Here is a 15,921-nt window from a genome sequence, read left to right as displayed (position 1 = left end):
CTCATTGCGAGCAGCAGCTCACCCATCACTTTCACTGCCGCCCGCAAGTCCTTATTTTTCTTCACTAAATGACAGTCTGGTACCTCAGGTCTCAGCTGTAAGTTATTGATTTCATTGATTTTTCGGCCCGATTTTATTTGACCTTGCCGAAACCGTCGGCTAAAGTGGCGAAAAGTGCACTTTTGTGGGTCTCAGTGGCCCTAGCGGGGTTTCGGTGTCGACGTTTGTCTTTCAGGGTGCCTCAGCGCTCGCGCTGGATGGAAAGGGGCGGATCACCGTCCCGGTCCGCCACCGCGACGTGCTGCTCGCGCTCGCGCAAGGGCAGCTCACCCTCACCAAGCACCCCGACGGCTGCTTGCTGGTCTTTCCCCGCCCGGCCTGGGAGCATTTCCGCGATCGCCTGATGCAGCTGCCGATGTCGGCCGAAGGCTGGCGCCGCATCTTCCTGGGCAACGCGATGGACGTGGAGATCGACGCCTCCTCCCGCGTGCTCATTTCCCCCGAGCTGCGCAACGCCGCCGCCCTCACCAAGGATGTGATGCTGCTCGGCATGGGCCAGCGCCTGGAGCTGTGGGACGCCGGCCGCTACGCCGAGCACGAAGCCAAGGTCATGGCCTCCGGCCTGCCCGACGCGCTGAAGGACTTCGTCTTCTGATGAGCACGACCTCCTTCGATCACCGCACCGTCTTGTTGGACGAGGCCGTCAATGCCCTGGTGTGGGATGCCGACGGCACCTACATCGACGGCACCTTCGGCCGCGGCGGCCATGCCCGCGCCATCCTCGGGCGGCTCACACCGCGCGGAAGGCTGATCGCCTTCGACAAGGATCCGGACGCGATTGCGGCGGCGACTCAAGGCGAAACATCGCGGGTCGACGACCCGCGTTTTTCCATCTGCCACAGCTCCTTCGCCGACATGGCGCAGCAGGTGGCGGCACTGGGCATCGCGCAAGTGCACGGCGTGCTGCTCGACCTGGGTGTGTCCTCGCCTCAGATCGACAACCCCGCGCGCGGCTTCAGCTTCCGTTTCGACGGCCCGCTGGACATGCGCATGGATCCGACCCGTGGCGAAAGCGCCGCGGATTTCCTGGCCCGCGCCGATGAGCGCCAGATTGCAAAGGTGGTACGCGACTATGGGGAAGAACGGTTTGCTGTGCCGATTGCAAAGGCGCTTGTGGCTCGCCGGGAAGGCGGGAATCCTGTTCGAAGCACAGGGGAGCTTTCCGAAGTCGTGGCTCGTGCGGTCAAAACCCGCGAGCCGGGCCAGGATCCTGCAACGCGCACATTTCAGGCTCTTCGGATTCAGGTCAACGCCGAGCTTGAGGAGCTCGAACAAGGCCTGAACGCGGCGTTGAAGCTGCTGCTGCCGCAAGGCCGGCTGGTGGTGATCAGCTTCCACTCGCTGGAAGACCGCATCGTCAAGACCTTCATCTCGCGCGAAAGCAAGAGCGTGGTCGACCGGCGTGCCCCGTTTGCGGAACCCCTGCCCACGCGGCTGCGCGCGCTGGCCCGCCTGAAGCCCAGCGAGACCGAAGTGCGCGCGAACCCGCGTTCGCGCTCGGCCATCCTGCGCGTGGCGGAGAGGACGGAGGCCGCCTGATGTTCGCGCGCGTCAACCTCCTGTTGCTGTTGGTGCTGGTGGCCAGTGGCCTGTACCTGGTGAAGACCTCGTACGAGGCGCGCCGCCTGTTCGCCGAGTTGGACAAGCTGCAGAACGAGCAGCGCCGGCTGGACACCGACCACCAGCGCCTGCTCACCGAACGCCAGGCCGAAGCCACCAACCTGCGGGTGGAGCGGGTGGCGCGCGAGAAGCTGCGCATGGCGCCGGCCACGCCGGCCGTCACGCAGTACGTCACCGATGGAGGCCAGCCATGATCGGCCGCGCGAAGGCGGCCGCACGGGCGGGCGCGCATGCCAGCGTGCGCAGCGTCAACTACGCCACCAGCCCGCTGCTGGCGTCCAAGACGCCGCCCTGGCGCTCGAAGTTCCTCGTGGCGCTGGTGGCCGGCGGCTTCGTGCTGCTGGTGGGGCGCGCCGCCTACGTGCAGATCGTGAGCACCGGCTTCTACCAGAAGGAAGGCGAGAAGCGCTACGCGCACACGCTGGAGGTGCCGGCCAGCCGCGGCCGCATCGTGGACCGCAACGGCCAGATCCTGGCCGCCAGCGTGCCGGCGCCGTCCGTCTGGGCCATCCCCAAGGACCTGGAGGCCACCCGCGAGCAGCGCAAGGAGCTGGCCCGCCTGCTTGGCATGACGCTGGCCGAGCTCGAAGGCAAGCTCGACGACAGCCCCAATTTCGTCTGGCTGAAGCGCCAGGTGGAGGACGAGCGCTGGGCCAGCATCAAGGCGCTGGGCATCAAGGGCGTGTACCAGGTGCGCGAGTACAAGCGCCGCTACCCCGAAGGCGAAGCCGCGGCTCATGTGGTGGGCTTCACCAACGTGGAGGACAAGGGGCAGGAAGGCATCGAACTCGCCTTCCAGGCCGACCTGCAGGGCAAGGACGGCCAGCGTGGCGTGTTGAAGGACCGGCTGGGCCGCGTGGTGGAAGACGTGGGCGACCAGATCGAGCCGGTGGATGGCCGCAGCGTGGAGCTGGCGGTGGACTCCAAGGTGCAGTTCTTCGCCTACCAGCGCGTGCGCGACGCGGTGATCGAGCACAGGGCCAAAGCCGGCAGCGTGGTGGTGCTGGATGCGCAAACCGGCGAGATCCTGGCCCTGGCCAACTACCCGAGCTACGACCCGGGCGACCGCCAGAGCCTGACCGGCGGGCAGCTGCGCAACCGCGCGCTCACCGACACCTTCGAGCCCGGCTCGACGATGAAGCCGTTCATCATCGCCCATGCGCTGGACACCGGCCGGGTCACGCCCGACACGCCGGTGGTCACCGCACCGGGCAGCCTGGTGGTCACCGGCACTGCGATCCGCGATGCGCACCCGCACCCGGTGCTCACGGTGCGCGAGGTGATCCAGAAGTCCAGCAACATCGGCGCCGCCCGGCTGGCGATGCAGATGCCGCCGCGCGAGATGTGGGAGCTGATGTCCAGCGTGGGCTTCGGGCAGAAGCCGCAGATCAACTTCCCCGGTGCGGTGAGCGGCCGGCTGCGGCCCTACAAGACCTGGCGCCCGATCGAACAGGCCACCATGGCCTACGGTTATGGCGTGTCCGCATCGCTGTTGCAGATCGCGCATGCCTACACCGCGTTCGCGCGCGACGGCGAGGTGATTCCCGTGACCATGCTCAAGCAGGAGCAGCCGGCCGGCGGCGTGCGGGTGATGTCCGCCCGCACCGCGCAGGAGGTACGCAAGATGCTCCAGATGGCGGCGGGGCCGGGCGGCACCGGCCCCAAGGCACAGACCATGGGCTATTCGGTGGGCGGCAAGAGCGGCACGGCGCACAAGCAGGAAGGCAAGGGCTATGCGAGCAACAAGTACCGCTCGTGGTTCGTTGGCCTGGCCCCGGTGGACAAGCCGCGCGTCATCGTGGCGGTGATGGTGGACGAACCCAGCGCGGGCAAGTACTTCGGCGGCGATGTCGCCGCGCCGGTGTTCAGCCAGGTCGTGCAGCAGACGCTGCGCATGATGAACGTGCCGCCGGACATCGACGTCAAGCCGCAGATCATCGCCAGCCAGCCGGCCGAGGAAGAGAGTTTCTGATGCCAACCGTCCTCCTCAAGTCTCCCGAAGCGGCCGCGCGCTGGCTGCAGGAATGGGTGACCGGCGTGCTGCGCACCGACAGCCGCCAGGTCCAGCCCGGCGACGGCTTCATCGCCTGGCCCGGTTATGCCACCGACGGCCGCCGCTTCGTGCAGGCCGCGCTGGACGCCGGCGCCACCACCTGCCTGGTGGAGCTCGACGGCGTGGACGCCTTCGCCTTCAAGGATGCGCGCGTCGCGTCGCTGCCCAATCTCAAGGCCGCGACCGGCCCGATCGCCCACCAGTACTACGGCCAGCCCACCGACCAGCTGCAGGTGATTGCCACCACCGGCACCAATGGCAAGACCTCCACCGCCTGGTGGACGGCGCAGGCGAACACCCGGCTGGGCCGCCGTTGCGGCGTGGTGGGCACCCTCGGGATCGGTGAGCCGCCGTCGGAGCGGGCGGGTGGCGAGCCTGGCAACGTGCAGTTCACCGGCCTCACCACGCCGGACCCGGTGCTGCTGCAGGCGGCGTTCCGCCGCTTCGTGGACCAGGGCTTCGCGGCCTGCGCGATCGAGGCCTCGTCCATCGGCATCGTGGAGCGGCGCCTGGACGGCACCCGCATCGAGGTGGCGCTGTTCACCAACTTCACCCAGGACCACCTGGACTACCACGGCACGATGGAAGGCTACTGGGCCGCCAAGCGCATGCTGTTCGGCTGGCCGGGCTTGAAGGCCGCGGTGATCAACATCGACGACGACCGTGGCGCGCAACTCGCGATCGAGTTGCAGGGTTCGTCGCTGGATGTGTGGACCTATTCGGTGCGCGAGGGCGGGCGCCTCACCGCAGAAGACCTGCGCTATGTGGACGGCGGCCTCGCCTTCACCCTGCGCGAGGGTGAGCAGACGGTGGCGGTGCGCAGCACGCTGATCGGCGACTACAACGCGAGCAACCTGCTGGCGGTGCTGGGTGGCTTGCGCGCCTGCGGCGTGTCGCTGCAGGACGCGGCCGGCGTGGTGCCTTACCTGACACCCGTGCCCGGCCGCATGCAACGTGTGGCGGCTGGCCGCGACGGCCTGCCGGAGGTGGTGGTCGATTACGCCCACACCCCCGACGCGCTGGAGAAGGTGCTGCACGCGCTCAAGCCGCTGGCCGCGGCACGTGGCGGCGAGCTGGTGTGCGTGTTCGGCTGCGGCGGCAACCGCGACCCCGGCAAGCGGCCGCAGATGGGCCGCATCGCCGAAGCGCTGGCCGACCGCGTGGTGGTCACCAGCGACAACCCGCGCCACGAAGCGCCGCTGGACATCCTGAAGCACATCACCGCCGGCCTGCAGCACATGGACCGCACGCTGGTGCTGGAGGACCGCCACGAGGCCATCGCCCGCGCGGTGCGCGAAGCGGATGCACGCGACGTGGTGGTGATCGCCGGCAAGGGCCATGAGGACTACCAGGAGATCGCCGGTGTGAAACACCCGTTCTCCGACGTGGTCGAGGCCGCAAAGGCGCTGGCGCAGCGTCAGCAGCAGGAGGGCACACCATGATGATGACGCTGGCCGATGCCCATGCGCTGCTGCCGGGTGCCACGCTCGTCGGTGACGGCACCACGGCCATCCTGCGTGTGCACAGCGACACCCGCAGCCTGAAGCCGGGCGACCTGTTTGTCGCGCTCAAGGGGGAGCGCTTCGACGCGCATGATTTCCTGCCGCAGGCGGGCTCGCTCGGAGCGGTGGCGGCGCTGGCCGAACGCGGGCTCCACGACGCCGGCCTGCCGGGCCTGCAGGTGCCCGATGCACTGGCCGGCCTGCAGGCGCTGGCCTCCGGCTGGCGTGACCGCTTCGTGCTGCCGCTGATCGCCGTGACCGGCAGCAACGGCAAGACCACGGTCACGCAGATGATCGCGAGCATCCTGCGCGCCTGGGTGCCGCAGCATGCCTTTTCCACCGAGGGCAACCTCAACAACCACATCGGCGTGCCGCTCACCCTGCTGCGCCTGCGCCAGGACGAAAGCACCTGGCACAAGGCCGGCGTGATCGAACTCGGCATGAACCACGTGGGCGAGATCGCCGAGTTGAGCCGCCTGGTCAAGCCCACGGTGGCGCTGGTGAACAACGCACAGCGCGAGCATCAGGAGTTCATGGCCAGCGTGGAAGCGGTGGCGCGCGAGAACGGCAGCGTGATCGAGGCCCTGGGCCCCACCGGCGTCGCGGTGTTCCCGGCCGACGACGAATACGCGCCCTTGTGGCACACCCTGGCCGGCCAGCGTCCGCAGCTCACCTTCGCAATGCACGGTGCCGCCGACGTCACCGGCACCGAAGCGTGGGACGGCGACGCCTGGGCGCTCACCTTGCACACGCCGGTGGGCACCACGCTCGCGCGCCTGAAAGTGGCCGGCCGGCACAACCTGAAGAACGCATTGGCCGCCGCCACGTGTGCGCTCGCCGCCGGTGCGCCGCTGGAAGCGATCGCCAGCGGCCTGGAGGCTTTCGAAGCCGTGAAAGGCCGCTCGCAGCTGAAGTCCTTCGAACGCGCCGGCCGCCGCGTGACGCTGGTGGACGACAGCTACAACGCCAACCCGGATTCCGTGCGCGCCGCGATCGACGTGCTGGCCGAGTTGCCAGCCCCGCAGTGGCTGGTGCTGGGCGACATGGGCGAGGTGGGCACTCAAGGCCCGCAGTTCCATGCCGAGGTCGGCGCCTATGCGCGCGAGCGCGGCCTGCCGGCGCTGTGGACCGCGGGCAGCCTGTGTGCCGACGCGGCCGCCGCCTATGGCACCGGCGCGCGCCACTTCGCCACCGTGCCCGAGCTGCTGGCCGCGCTGGGCCAGGCGCCCGAAGCAGCGGCTGTACTCGTCAAAGGTTCGCGCTTCATGCAGATGGAACGTGTGGTGCAGGCCCTGCTCGCGGCTGCTTCTTCCTCTTCTTCGAACGGAGCCGCCTGATGCTGGTGAGCCTGGCCTCCTGGCTGCAATTGCTCTATCCCGAGCAGCTGGGTTTTCTGCGCGTGTTCCAGTACCTCACCTTCCGTGCGGTGATGGCGGCGCTGACCGCGCTGCTGATCGGCCTGGCCTTCGGCCCCTGGGTGATCAACCGCCTCACCGAGCTGAAGATCGGCCAGCCGATCCGCGAATACGGCGTGAAGGCGCACCTGGCCAAGGCGGGCACGCCCACCATGGGCGGCGTGCTGGTGCTCATCGCCATCGGCATTGCGACCGTGTTGTGGTTCGACTGGACCAACCGCTTCGTGTGGGTGGTGATGATGGTCACCTTCGGCTTCGGCGCCGTGGGCTGGGCCGACGACTGGCGCAAGGTGGTGCACAAGAACCCCGAGGGCATGTCGTCCAAGGAGAAGTACTTCTGGCAGTCGCTGATCGGGCTGGTGGCGGCGCTGTACCTGGCGTTCAGCGTGTCCGAGACCTCCAACCTGCGTGTGCTCGAGCTGTTCCTGCGCTGGGTGCAGAGCGGCTTCTCCAATGAGCTGCCACCCAAGGCCGACCTGATGGTGCCCTTCTTCAAGACCATCAGCTATCCGCTGGGCGTGTTCGGCTTCATCATCCTCACCTACATCGTGATCGTGGGCTCCAGCAACGCGGTGAACTTCACCGACGGGCTGGACGGGCTGGCGATCATGCCGGTGGTGATGGTGGGCTCCGCGCTCGGTGTGTTCGCCTACGTGGTGGGCAGCTCGGTGTACAGCAAGTACCTGCTGTTCCCCTACATCCCCGGCGCGGGCGAGCTGCTGGTGTTCTGCGCCGCGATGGCCGGTGCCGGGCTGGCCTTCCTCTGGTACAACGCGCACCCCGCGCAGATCTTCATGGGCGACGTGGGCGCGCTGGCATTGGGCGGTGCGCTGGGCACCATCGCCGTCATCGTGCGGCAGGAGATCGTGCTCGCCGTGATGGGCGGCATCTTCGTGATCGAGGTGCTGTCGGTGATGCTGCAGGTGAGCTTCTTCAAGTTCACCAAGAAACGCTACGGCGAGGGCCGGCGCATCTTCAAGATGGCGCCGCTGCACCACCATTTCGAAAAGAGCGGCTGGACCGAGACGCAGGTCGTGGTGCGCTTCTGGATCATCACCATGCTGCTGTGCCTGATCGGCCTGGCCAGCCTGAAGCTGCGGTGAGCAAGAGCCCGGCATGAACTACCTCCGCGGCCTCTCCGTTCTCATCCTGGGCCTGGGCGACTCCGGCCTGGCGATGGCGCGCTGGTGCGTGCGTTGCGGCGCCGAGCGGGTGCGGGTGTGGGACTCGCGCGAAACACCGCCCAAGCTGGCCGAGCTGCGCGATGCGCTGCCACAGGCCGAGTTCAGCACCGGGGCCATCGATGTGCAGGCGGTGCTGGCCGGTGTGCAGCTGGTGCTCAAGAGCCCCGGCCTCGCGCCCACCGATGAGCGCATCGCGCCGCTGCTCAACCGGGCGCTGGACACCGGCCTGCTGGTGCAGGGCGAGCTGGACCTGTTCAACCGCGCGCTGGCCGACCTGAAGGCCGAGCGGCGCTACGAGCCCAAGGTGTTGGCCATCACCGGCACCAACGGCAAGACGACGACCACCGCGCTCACCGCGCTGCTGGTGGAGCGCGCCGGCAAGCGCGTGGCCACCGCCGGCAACATCGGGCCCACGATGCTGGACACGCTGGCGGCGGCGCTGGACCTGGAGCCGGCGGAGCCCGCGGCCGCCGACGATGCGGCCCCGGACGCAGCGGCCGGAACGATCCCGGATCAGCCCGCGCAAGCACCTGCCGGCAATGCCCAGCCCGACGCCCCGGCCATCGAGGACCCGCAGCTCTCAGACACCGACGCCTTCGCGCAAGCCGAGGTGCTGTCCACCGAGCGCGACGAGAACGAGCCGGAGGCCCTGGCGCCGGCCGAAGACGCACCGCACATCGCGGACACCGATGCCTTTGCCACCGCGCCGGTGGAGTCCACCGAGGAAGAAGCCCCGCTTCAACTGGCCCCGCCACCGCCCAAGGCACCGGTGTTCGAGCACCTGCCTGAGGTGTGGGTGCTGGAGCTGTCCAGCTTCCAGCTCGACGAGGTGAAGGGTTTCGAGCCGAGCGCGGCGGTGGTGCTCAACATCACGCAGGACCACCTCGACTGGCATGGCGACATGGCGGCCTATGTGGCGGCGAAGGCGCGCATCTTCGGTCGCGAGGCGCCGATGGTGATCAACCGGGACGATCCGCAGGTCGAGCGCCTGGTGCCCGAGCCGATCGTGGTCAAAGGCGCCAAGGGCCGCCCGGCCAAGACGATCCATCGCAAGGTGGTGCGCTTTGGCCTGGACGAACCGCAGCGCCCGGGCGACTTCGGCCTGGTGACGCAGAACGGCATGGCCTGGCTGGTGCGTGCGATGGAAAGTGACGAGACCATCAAACGCAAGAAAGGCGAAGAGGAAGAAATCATCCTGCAGCGCCTGATGCCGGCCGACGCGCTGCGCATCCGCGGCCGCCACAACGCAGCCAACGCGCTGGCCGCGCTCGCGTTGGCCACGGCGATCGGCTGCCCACTGGCCCCCATGCTGCACGGCCTGCGTGAATACACCGGCGAGCCGCACCGCGTGGAGTACATCGGCACCATCGACGGCGTGGAGGCCTTCGACGACAGCAAGGGCACCAACGTAGGCGCCACCGTCGCGGCACTCAACGGCCTCGGGCTGGACAAGGCGCCCGCCAGGCTGGTGGTGATCCTGGGAGGCGACGGCAAGGGGCAGGACTTTGCGCCGCTGCGCGAGCCGGTGTCGCAGCATGTGCGCGCCGTCGCGCTGATCGGCCGCGACGCCGCAGCCATCGACGCCGCGCTGGCGGGCAGCGGCGTGGCGATCCAGCGCCACGACTCGCTGGAGGCGGCCACGCGCTGGTGCTTCGAGCAGGCGCAGCCGGGCGACGCCGTGCTCCTGAGCCCGGCCTGCGCCAGCCTGGACATGTTCCGCAACTACAAACATCGCGCCGAAGTGTTCGTGAGCACGGTGCACGACCTGGCCGCGGATCGCGGGGAGAGCCTCGCATGATGAACAAGGCGCTGGCCCTGCTGTCCCCCGGCGCGCTGCTGCAGCGCCTGGTGGCCGTGCTGCCCGGCCGCCCCAAGGGCGACGGCCGCGGCGACCAGGTACCGGTGCGCGACTGGGTCAGCGTGTCCTCCGGCCAGCCCGCGCGCCTGCTGGGCTTCGACCAGGCCCTGATCTGGGTGACGGTGGCGTTGCTGGCACTGGGCCTGGTGATGGTGTATTCGGCCTCCGTCGCGCTGCCGGACAGTCCGCGTTTTGCGCGCTATGCGCCCACCCATTTCCTCACCCGCCAACTGACCTTCATCGTGCTGGGAGCGATCGCCGCGCTGGCCACGGTGCAGGTGCCGATCAGCGTGTGGGAGAAGTGGGCGCCCTGGCTGTTCGTCACCGCGCTGCTGTCGCTGGTGATCGTGCTGGTGCCGCATGTGGGCAAGGGCGTGAACGGTGCGCGCCGCTGGATCCCGCTGGGCATCCTGAACTTCCAGCCGAGCGAATGGGCCAAGCTGGCGATGGCGATGTATGCCGCCAGCTACATGGTGCGCAAGATGGATGTGAAGGAGAACTTCTTCCGCGCCGTCACGCCGATGGCGGTGGCATTGGGTGTGGTGGGCCTGCTGCTGCTGGCCGAGCCTGACATGGGCGCGTTCATGGTGATTGCCGCCATCGCGCTGGGCATCCTGTTCCTGGGCGGTGTGAACGGCCGCATGTTCTTCCTCAGCGTGGCGGTGCTGGTGGGCGCCTTCGTGCTGATGATCGTGTTCAGCGAGTTCCGCCGCCAGCGCATCTTTGCCTACCTGGACCCGTGGAACCCGGCCTACGCGCAGGGCAAGGCCTACCAGCTCACCCATTCGTTGATCGCCTTCGGCCGGGGCGAGATCTTCGGCCAGGGGCTGGGCTCCTCGCTGGAGAAGCTGCATTACCTGCCGGAGGCGCACACCGACTTCCTGCTGGCTGTTGTCGGCGAGGAACTTGGTTTCATCGGCGTGGCGGCGGTGATCGTCGCGTTCTTCTGGCTGACGCGGCGCATCTTCCACATCGGGCGGCAGGCGATCGCGCTGGATCGGGTGTTTGCCGGCTTGATGACGCAGGGCGTGGGCATCTGGATGGGCGGGCAGGCCTTCATCAACATGGGAGTGAACCTGGGGGTGCTGCCGACCAAGGGGTTGACGTTGCCGTTGATGAGCTATGGGGGCTCTGCCGTGGTGCTGAACCTCATCGCGTTGGCGATCGTGGTTCGGGTTGATATTGAGAACCGGCAGTTGATGCGGGGGGGGCGCGCATGAACGCCGTCTTGTCTTGGCCTTCGGCCGGATGGGTTTCTGGCCACTTGCGTGCAGCCCGCCGGTCGCGCCCGGCCGGCGGTCACTTTCTCTTGCTGGCTCAAGAGAAAGTAACCAAAGAGAAGAGCCTGGAAATCCAACATCCGATTTCGCTCCCTCACGTCGAGACGGGGACCGGTTTTCTGGAGAGCCACGCGGTCGGCAGAGACCCGAGGCGACTTGTGACGGGTGCCTTGGCTTGTGTGCACCGCGCGCTGGACGTCTTTCCATCCTCCGTGCGCGGGCGCTTCGCTGCGCTCGCTCGGCCATGGCATGCGGAGGCTGGCTGGTGGTCGAGTGATCGGCGGGTCGATGTGCCTGGCTGGCGCAAAGTGGCCTCGGGTCTGCAGCAACGTCAGCGTGCCCCCCGAAAACCGGGCCCCGGTTCGGTGTCAGCGAACCTGATCGGATGTTCGTATTCGAAGGCTCTTCTCTTGGTTACTTCTCTTGAGCCAGCAAGAGAAGTGACCGCCGGCCGGGCGCGACCGGCGGGCTGCACGCGAGTGGCCAGAAACCAACCGCAGGCCGAAGGCCAACAGAGACCAGCAGCGGTGGAGGCGCCAAACAAATGAGCCGCCACCTGGTCATCATGGCCGCCGGCACCGGAGGCCACATCATCCCCGGCCTTGCCGTAGCGCAGGAAATGCAGCAACGCGGCTGGACCGTCAGCTGGCTGGGCACCGCCACCGGCATGGAAAACAAGCTGGTGCCCCAAACAGGCATCGCCATGGACACCATCGCCTTCAGCGGCCTGCGCGGCAAGGGCCTGCTGCACACCCTCACCGGCGGCCTGCGCATGCTCAAGGCCTTCGGCGACTGCCTGCGCATCCTGCGCCGCCGCAGCGCCGATGCCGTGCTCGGCATGGGCGGGTATGTCTGCTTCCCCGGCGGCCTGATGGCCTCGCTGCTCAACAAGCCGCTGATGCTGGTGAACGCCGACGCTTCGCTGCTGATGAGCAATCGCGCATTGCTGCCGGTGGCCGACAAGGTGGGCTTCGGCTTCGACGGCGAAGCGGCCACCCGCGTGAAGCACGCTGTGGTCACCGGCAATCCGGTGCGCGCCGAGATCGAGGCCATGCCGGAGCCGGCCGAACGTTTTGCCGGCCGCAGCGGCCCGCTGCGCGTGATGGTGGTGGGCGGCAGCCTGGGCGCAAAGGCGCTCAACGAGACGCTGCCCAACGCACTGGCGTTGATGGACCTGAGCCAGCGCCCCATCGTCACCCACCAGACCGGCCAGGCCAACTTCGAGTCGGTGAAGAAGGCCTATGAACTCGTCGGCGTGCCGGCGGAGATCCTGCCTTTCATCGACAACATGGCGCAGCGCCTGGCCGACTGCGACCTGATGATCTGCCGCGCCGGCGCGGTCACCGTGAGCGAACTGTGCGCCGGCGGCGTGCCCAGCATCCTGGTGCCGCTGGTGGTGAGCACCACCGCGCACCAGCGCGACAACGCCAAGTTCATGGCCCAGCACGGCGCGGCCATCCACCTGCCGCAGGACGAACTCTCGCCGCAAGGCCTGGCCGAGCTGCTGCGCACGCTGGACCGCGCCACCTTGCAGACCATGGCGGAAAAAGCACGCCACCTGGGCCGGCCGCGCGCGGCCGCCCGCGTGGCCGACGAAATCGAGGGACTGGTGCAAAGGAAGAACCAATGACCGCAGTGTTGTTGGCGAACGCGGGCCGAGCGCCGGGCCGCCCCAAGTCGGCCCGCCTCCCCTCGGGGGATCGGCCGGCGTACCCGTCGGGCGAGGGGCAGACATGAAGCACGCAGTCAAACGCATTCATTTCGTGGGAATCGGTGGCGCCGGCATGAGCGGCATCGCCGAGATCCTGCACAACCTGGGCTACACCGTGTCCGGCTCCGACCAGAGCGACAGCGCCACCACGCGCCGCCTGGCTGAACTGGGCATCCGCGTGCTGATCGGCCACGACGCAGCCCACATCGCGGGCGCGCAAGCCGTGGTCACCTCCACCGCAGTGAAGGCCGACAACCCGGAGGTGGTCGCCGCGCGCGCCGGCCGCGTGCCGGTGGTGCCGCGCGCAGTGATGCTGGCGGAGCTGATGCGGCTGAAGTCCGGCATCGCGATCGCCGGCACGCACGGCAAGACCACCACCACCTCGCTGGTCACCTGCGTGCTGGCCGAAGCGGGCGTGGACCCCACCTTCGTCATCGGCGGCAAGCTCAACAGCGCCGGTGCCAACTCGCGCCTGGGCTCGGGCGACTACATCGTGGTGGAGGCCGACGAGTCGGACGCCTCCTTCCTCAACCTGAACCCGGTGCTCTCGGTCGTCACCAACATCGACGCCGACCACATGGACACCTACGGCCACGACTTCGCCAAGCTCAAGCACGCGTTCGTGGACTTCCTGCACCGCATGCCCTTCTACGGCGCCGCCATCCTGTGCGGCGACGATCCGGGCGTGAAGAGCATCGTGCCGCTGGTGTCGCGGCCGGTGGTGAGCTATGGCTTCGGCGAGGACACGCAGGTGCGCGCCGTCAACGCGCAGGCGCTGCCGGGCGGGCAGATGCGCTTCACCGCGCAGCGCCGCAATGGCGTGGTGCTGCCCGACCTGGAGATCACGCTCAACCTGCCGGGCGAACACAACGTGCGCAATGCGCTGGCTGCCATTGCGGTGGCGGCCGAGCTCGACCTACCCGATGCGGCGGTGGTCAAGGCGCTGGCGGAGTTCACCGGGGTGGGCCGGCGCTTCCAGCGTTATGGCGAGTTGCCTGTGTCCACGGCCAATGGCGGCGGCAGCTTCACCTTGATCGACGACTACGGCCACCATCCGGTGGAGATGGCCGCGGTGATCGCGGCTGCGCGTGGCGCCTTCCCCGGCCGGCGCCTGGTGCTGGCGTTCCAACCGCACCGCTACACCCGCACCCGCGACTGCTTCGAGGATTTCGTGAAGGTGATGGGCAGCGCCGATGCGGTGCTGCTCACCGAGGTGTATGCCGCCGGTGAAACGCCGATCGCGCATGCGGATGGCCGCAGCCTGGCGCGTGCGCTGCGTGTGGCCGGCAAGGTGGACCCGGTGTTCGTGGACGACGTGAACGCGCTGCCGCAAGCCATCACCGAACAGGCGCGCGATGGTGATGTGGTGATTTCCATGGGTGCCGGCTCCATCGGCGTGGCGCCTGCCAGGGTGGTGGATCTGGTGAAGGGGCAACAGGCATGAACACGACGACGATCGACGTGAGGGCCTTGGGCAAGGTGGCGGTGCTGATGGGCGGCACCTCGGCGGAGCGGGAGGTCTCGCTCATGTCCGGCAGCGGCGTGCTGGCCGCGCTGCGGTCGCAAGGCGTGGACGCGCATGCATTCGACCCGGCCGGGCACGCGCTGGGCGAGCTGAAGGCGCAGGGCTTCCAGCGCTGTTTCATTGCGCTGCACGGCCGCCACGGCGAGGACGGCACGGTGCAGGGTGCGCTCGAGCTGATGGGCATCCCGTACACCGGCTCCGGCGTGATGGCCTCCGCGATCGCGATGGACAAGGTGATGACCAAGCGGGTGTGGCTGGCCGAGGGCCTGCCCACGCCGCGTTATGTGTGGCTGGCGCCCGAGCAGCAGACGCACGAACAGATCCGCAACGTGCCCGACGAACTGGGCCTGCCGCTGATCGTGAAGCCACCACGCGAAGGCTCGTCCATCGGCGTGAGCAAGGTCCAGGGCTATTCCGACATGGCCGAGGCGGTGAAGCTGTCGGCGCAGTACGACCCCGATGTGCTGTGCGAGGAGTTCATTGATGGGGACGAGGTCACCTGCCCGGTGCTGGGCCACGGCCCCAACGCCATGGCGCTGCCGGTGGTGCGCATCGTGGCGCCCGAGGGTGGCTACGACTACCAGAACAAGTACTTCACCGACGACACCGTGTACCTGGTGCCCAGCGGCCTGCCGGAAGCCGAGGAGCGCGAGATCCAGCGCATCGTGGTGCAGGCCTACCGCACCCTGGGCTGCCGCGGCTGGGGCCGGGCGGACCTGATGATCCGCGCCAGCGACCGCAAGCCCTTCCTGCTGGAGATGAACACCTCGCCCGGCATGACCAGCCATTCGCTGGTGCCCAAATCGGCGCAGTCGGCCGGCATCGGCTACGAGCAGCTGTGCCTGCTGCTGCTGGCGAACGCGGCGCTGGACACGCCAGCCAAGGCCGCCTGACTGTCATGGCCACGTTCGCCCCGTCCACCAACGCCATGCCGGTCGACATCCGGCTGATGAACGGCATCGCGAACGCCGTGTTCGCGCTCGTCGGCATGGCGCTGGCGGTGGCGGCGCTGCTGTGGCTGGCGCGGCTGCCGGTGTTTGCCTTCCGCGTGGTCAAGATCGAGGGCGATCTGGGCCGCAACAGCGTCAGCACCATCCGGGCCAATGCGATGCCGCGCCTGGCGGGCAACTTCTTCACCATGGACCTGGCGCGCACGCGCAGCGCTTTCGAGGCCGTGCCCTGGGTGCGCAAGGCGGTGGTGCACCGGGTGTGGCCCAGCACCTTGCGGGTGGAACTGGTGGAGCACCACCCGGCCGCGCTGTGGCAGGACATGGACGGCACGGACAAGCTGGTGAACACCGAGGGCGACGTGTTCGAGGCCAACGTGGGCGATGTGGAAGACGACGGCTTGCCGGCGCTCAGCGGGCCGGACGGCAGCTCGGCACGCGTGCTCGCGATGTACCAGCGGCTCGCACCGATGTTCGAACGGCTGGATGCCGGCGTCGAAGGCGTGGCGATGTCCGGCCGCGGCTCCTGGCGCGTGATGCTGGACACCGGCGCCGAGGTGGAGCTGGGCCGCGGCGAGGAGCCGGAGGTGCTGGCACGCACCGATCGTTTCGTGCGCACGGTCACGCAGGTGACCGGCCGCTTCGAGCGCCCGCTGGCCTATGCCGACCTGCGCCATGCCGACGGCTACGCCGTCAAGCTCAAGGGCATCACGACGACATTGCCACCGGCTGGTACAGCCAAGGCAAGAAAGCACTGAGGGAATCG

13 protein-coding genes are annotated in these 15,921 nt (G+C 68.4%); all 13 read left to right on the top strand.

The window, feature by feature from the left end; genetic code table 11:
* The first annotated feature begins 214 nt into the window (after window positions 1–214).
* Complete coding sequence (gene mraZ / locus VPH43_RS01395) at window positions 215–655, top strand: division/cell wall cluster transcriptional repressor MraZ (protein WP_328575855.1); 441 nt, start codon at window positions 215–217, stop codon at window positions 653–655.
* A complete protein-coding gene (gene rsmH / locus VPH43_RS01390; RefSeq protein ID WP_328576191.1) occupies window positions 655–1,599 on the top strand; it encodes a 16S rRNA (cytosine(1402)-N(4))-methyltransferase RsmH in 945 nt (314 codons plus the stop codon). Before mraZ ends, rsmH begins: the two co-directional genes overlap by 1 nt.
* Complete coding sequence (gene ftsL, locus VPH43_RS01385) at window positions 1,599–1,874, top strand: cell division protein FtsL (protein ID WP_328575854.1); 276 nt, start codon at window positions 1,599–1,601, stop codon at window positions 1,872–1,874. Before rsmH ends, ftsL begins: the two co-directional genes overlap by 1 nt.
* Window positions 1,871–3,652: a peptidoglycan D,D-transpeptidase FtsI family protein gene (locus tag VPH43_RS01380; RefSeq protein ID WP_328575853.1), complete on the top strand. Its 1,782-nt coding sequence runs from the start codon at window positions 1,871–1,873 to the stop codon at window positions 3,650–3,652. The genes ftsL and VPH43_RS01380 overlap by 4 nt, the downstream gene beginning before the upstream one ends.
* Window positions 3,652–5,175, top strand: coding sequence for a UDP-N-acetylmuramoyl-L-alanyl-D-glutamate--2,6-diaminopimelate ligase (locus tag VPH43_RS01375; protein WP_328575852.1), 1,524 nt, complete (start codon window positions 3,652–3,654; stop codon window positions 5,173–5,175). Before VPH43_RS01380 ends, VPH43_RS01375 begins: the two co-directional genes overlap by 1 nt.
* Complete coding sequence (locus VPH43_RS01370) at window positions 5,175–6,572, top strand: UDP-N-acetylmuramoyl-tripeptide--D-alanyl-D-alanine ligase (RefSeq protein ID WP_442909191.1); 1,398 nt, start codon at window positions 5,175–5,177, stop codon at window positions 6,570–6,572. Before VPH43_RS01375 ends, VPH43_RS01370 begins: the two co-directional genes overlap by 1 nt.
* Window positions 6,572–7,753: a phospho-N-acetylmuramoyl-pentapeptide-transferase gene (mraY, locus tag VPH43_RS01365; RefSeq protein WP_328575850.1), complete on the top strand. Its 1,182-nt coding sequence runs from the start codon at window positions 6,572–6,574 to the stop codon at window positions 7,751–7,753. The genes VPH43_RS01370 and mraY overlap by 1 nt, the downstream gene beginning before the upstream one ends.
* Before the next feature lie 13 nt (window positions 7,754–7,766).
* Window positions 7,767–9,632: a UDP-N-acetylmuramoyl-L-alanine--D-glutamate ligase gene (murD, locus tag VPH43_RS01360; protein ID WP_328575849.1), complete on the top strand. Its 1,866-nt coding sequence runs from the start codon at window positions 7,767–7,769 to the stop codon at window positions 9,630–9,632.
* Window positions 9,632–10,912 carry a putative lipid II flippase FtsW gene (gene ftsW, locus VPH43_RS01355; protein ID WP_328576190.1) on the top strand — a complete coding sequence of 427 codons (1,281 nt, stop codon included), beginning with the start codon at window positions 9,632–9,634 and terminating at the stop codon, window positions 10,910–10,912. The genes murD and ftsW overlap by 1 nt, the downstream gene beginning before the upstream one ends.
* A 604-nt stretch (window positions 10,913–11,516) precedes the next feature.
* On the top strand, window positions 11,517–12,602 hold the full coding sequence (gene murG, locus VPH43_RS01350; protein WP_328575848.1) for an undecaprenyldiphospho-muramoylpentapeptide beta-N-acetylglucosaminyltransferase: 1,086 nt from the start codon (window positions 11,517–11,519) through the stop codon (window positions 12,600–12,602).
* A 103-nt stretch (window positions 12,603–12,705) separates the two neighbouring features.
* Entirely contained in the window at window positions 12,706–14,127 is a 1,422-nt protein-coding gene (gene murC / locus VPH43_RS01345) for a UDP-N-acetylmuramate--L-alanine ligase (protein WP_328575847.1), read from the top strand.
* Window positions 14,124–15,101: a D-alanine--D-alanine ligase gene (locus VPH43_RS01340; protein WP_328575846.1), complete on the top strand. Its 978-nt coding sequence runs from the start codon at window positions 14,124–14,126 to the stop codon at window positions 15,099–15,101. The genes murC and VPH43_RS01340 overlap by 4 nt, the downstream gene beginning before the upstream one ends.
* A gap of 5 nt (window positions 15,102–15,106) precedes the next feature.
* The gene (locus tag VPH43_RS01335; protein ID WP_328575845.1) at window positions 15,107–15,913 is read left to right on the top strand and encodes a cell division protein FtsQ/DivIB; all 807 of its coding nucleotides are present in this window, start codon (window positions 15,107–15,109) and stop codon (window positions 15,911–15,913) included.
* Window positions 15,914–15,921: the final 8 nt, after the last annotated feature.

It is taken from the genome of Ideonella sp. BN130291 (assembly GCF_036231905.1).
GTDB lineage: Bacteria > Pseudomonadota > Gammaproteobacteria > Burkholderiales > Burkholderiaceae_C > CAMLIZ01.
The sequence above is the reverse complement of the archived record's forward strand: the minus strand, read 5'-3'. Positions and strand labels throughout refer to the sequence as shown.

Bases quoted from the DNA above. Each gene is read 5' to 3' on its own strand.
- VPH43_RS01370 (WP_442909191.1), top strand. From the start codon at position 5,175: ATGATGACGCTGGCCGATGCCCATGCGCTGCTGCCGGGTGCCACGCTC.
- ftsL (WP_328575854.1), top strand. From the start codon at position 1,599: ATGTTCGCGCGCGTCAACCTCCTGTTGCTGTTGGTGCTGGTGGCCAGT.
- VPH43_RS01380 (WP_328575853.1), top strand. From the start codon at position 1,871: ATGATCGGCCGCGCGAAGGCGGCCGCACGGGCGGGCGCGCATGCCAGC.
- VPH43_RS01340 (WP_328575846.1), top strand. From the start codon at position 14,124: ATGAACACGACGACGATCGACGTGAGGGCCTTGGGCAAGGTGGCGGTG.
- ftsW (WP_328576190.1), top strand. From the start codon at position 9,632: ATGAACAAGGCGCTGGCCCTGCTGTCCCCCGGCGCGCTGCTGCAGCGC.
- murG (WP_328575848.1), top strand. From the start codon at position 11,517: ATGAGCCGCCACCTGGTCATCATGGCCGCCGGCACCGGAGGCCACATC.
- VPH43_RS01335 (WP_328575845.1), top strand. From the start codon at position 15,107: ATGGCCACGTTCGCCCCGTCCACCAACGCCATGCCGGTCGACATCCGG.
- VPH43_RS01375 (WP_328575852.1), top strand. From the start codon at position 3,652: ATGCCAACCGTCCTCCTCAAGTCTCCCGAAGCGGCCGCGCGCTGGCTG.
- murC (WP_328575847.1), top strand. From the start codon at position 12,706: ATGAAGCACGCAGTCAAACGCATTCATTTCGTGGGAATCGGTGGCGCC.
- mraY (WP_328575850.1), top strand. From the start codon at position 6,572: ATGCTGGTGAGCCTGGCCTCCTGGCTGCAATTGCTCTATCCCGAGCAG.
- murD (WP_328575849.1), top strand. From the start codon at position 7,767: ATGAACTACCTCCGCGGCCTCTCCGTTCTCATCCTGGGCCTGGGCGAC.
- rsmH (WP_328576191.1), top strand. From the start codon at position 655: ATGAGCACGACCTCCTTCGATCACCGCACCGTCTTGTTGGACGAGGCC.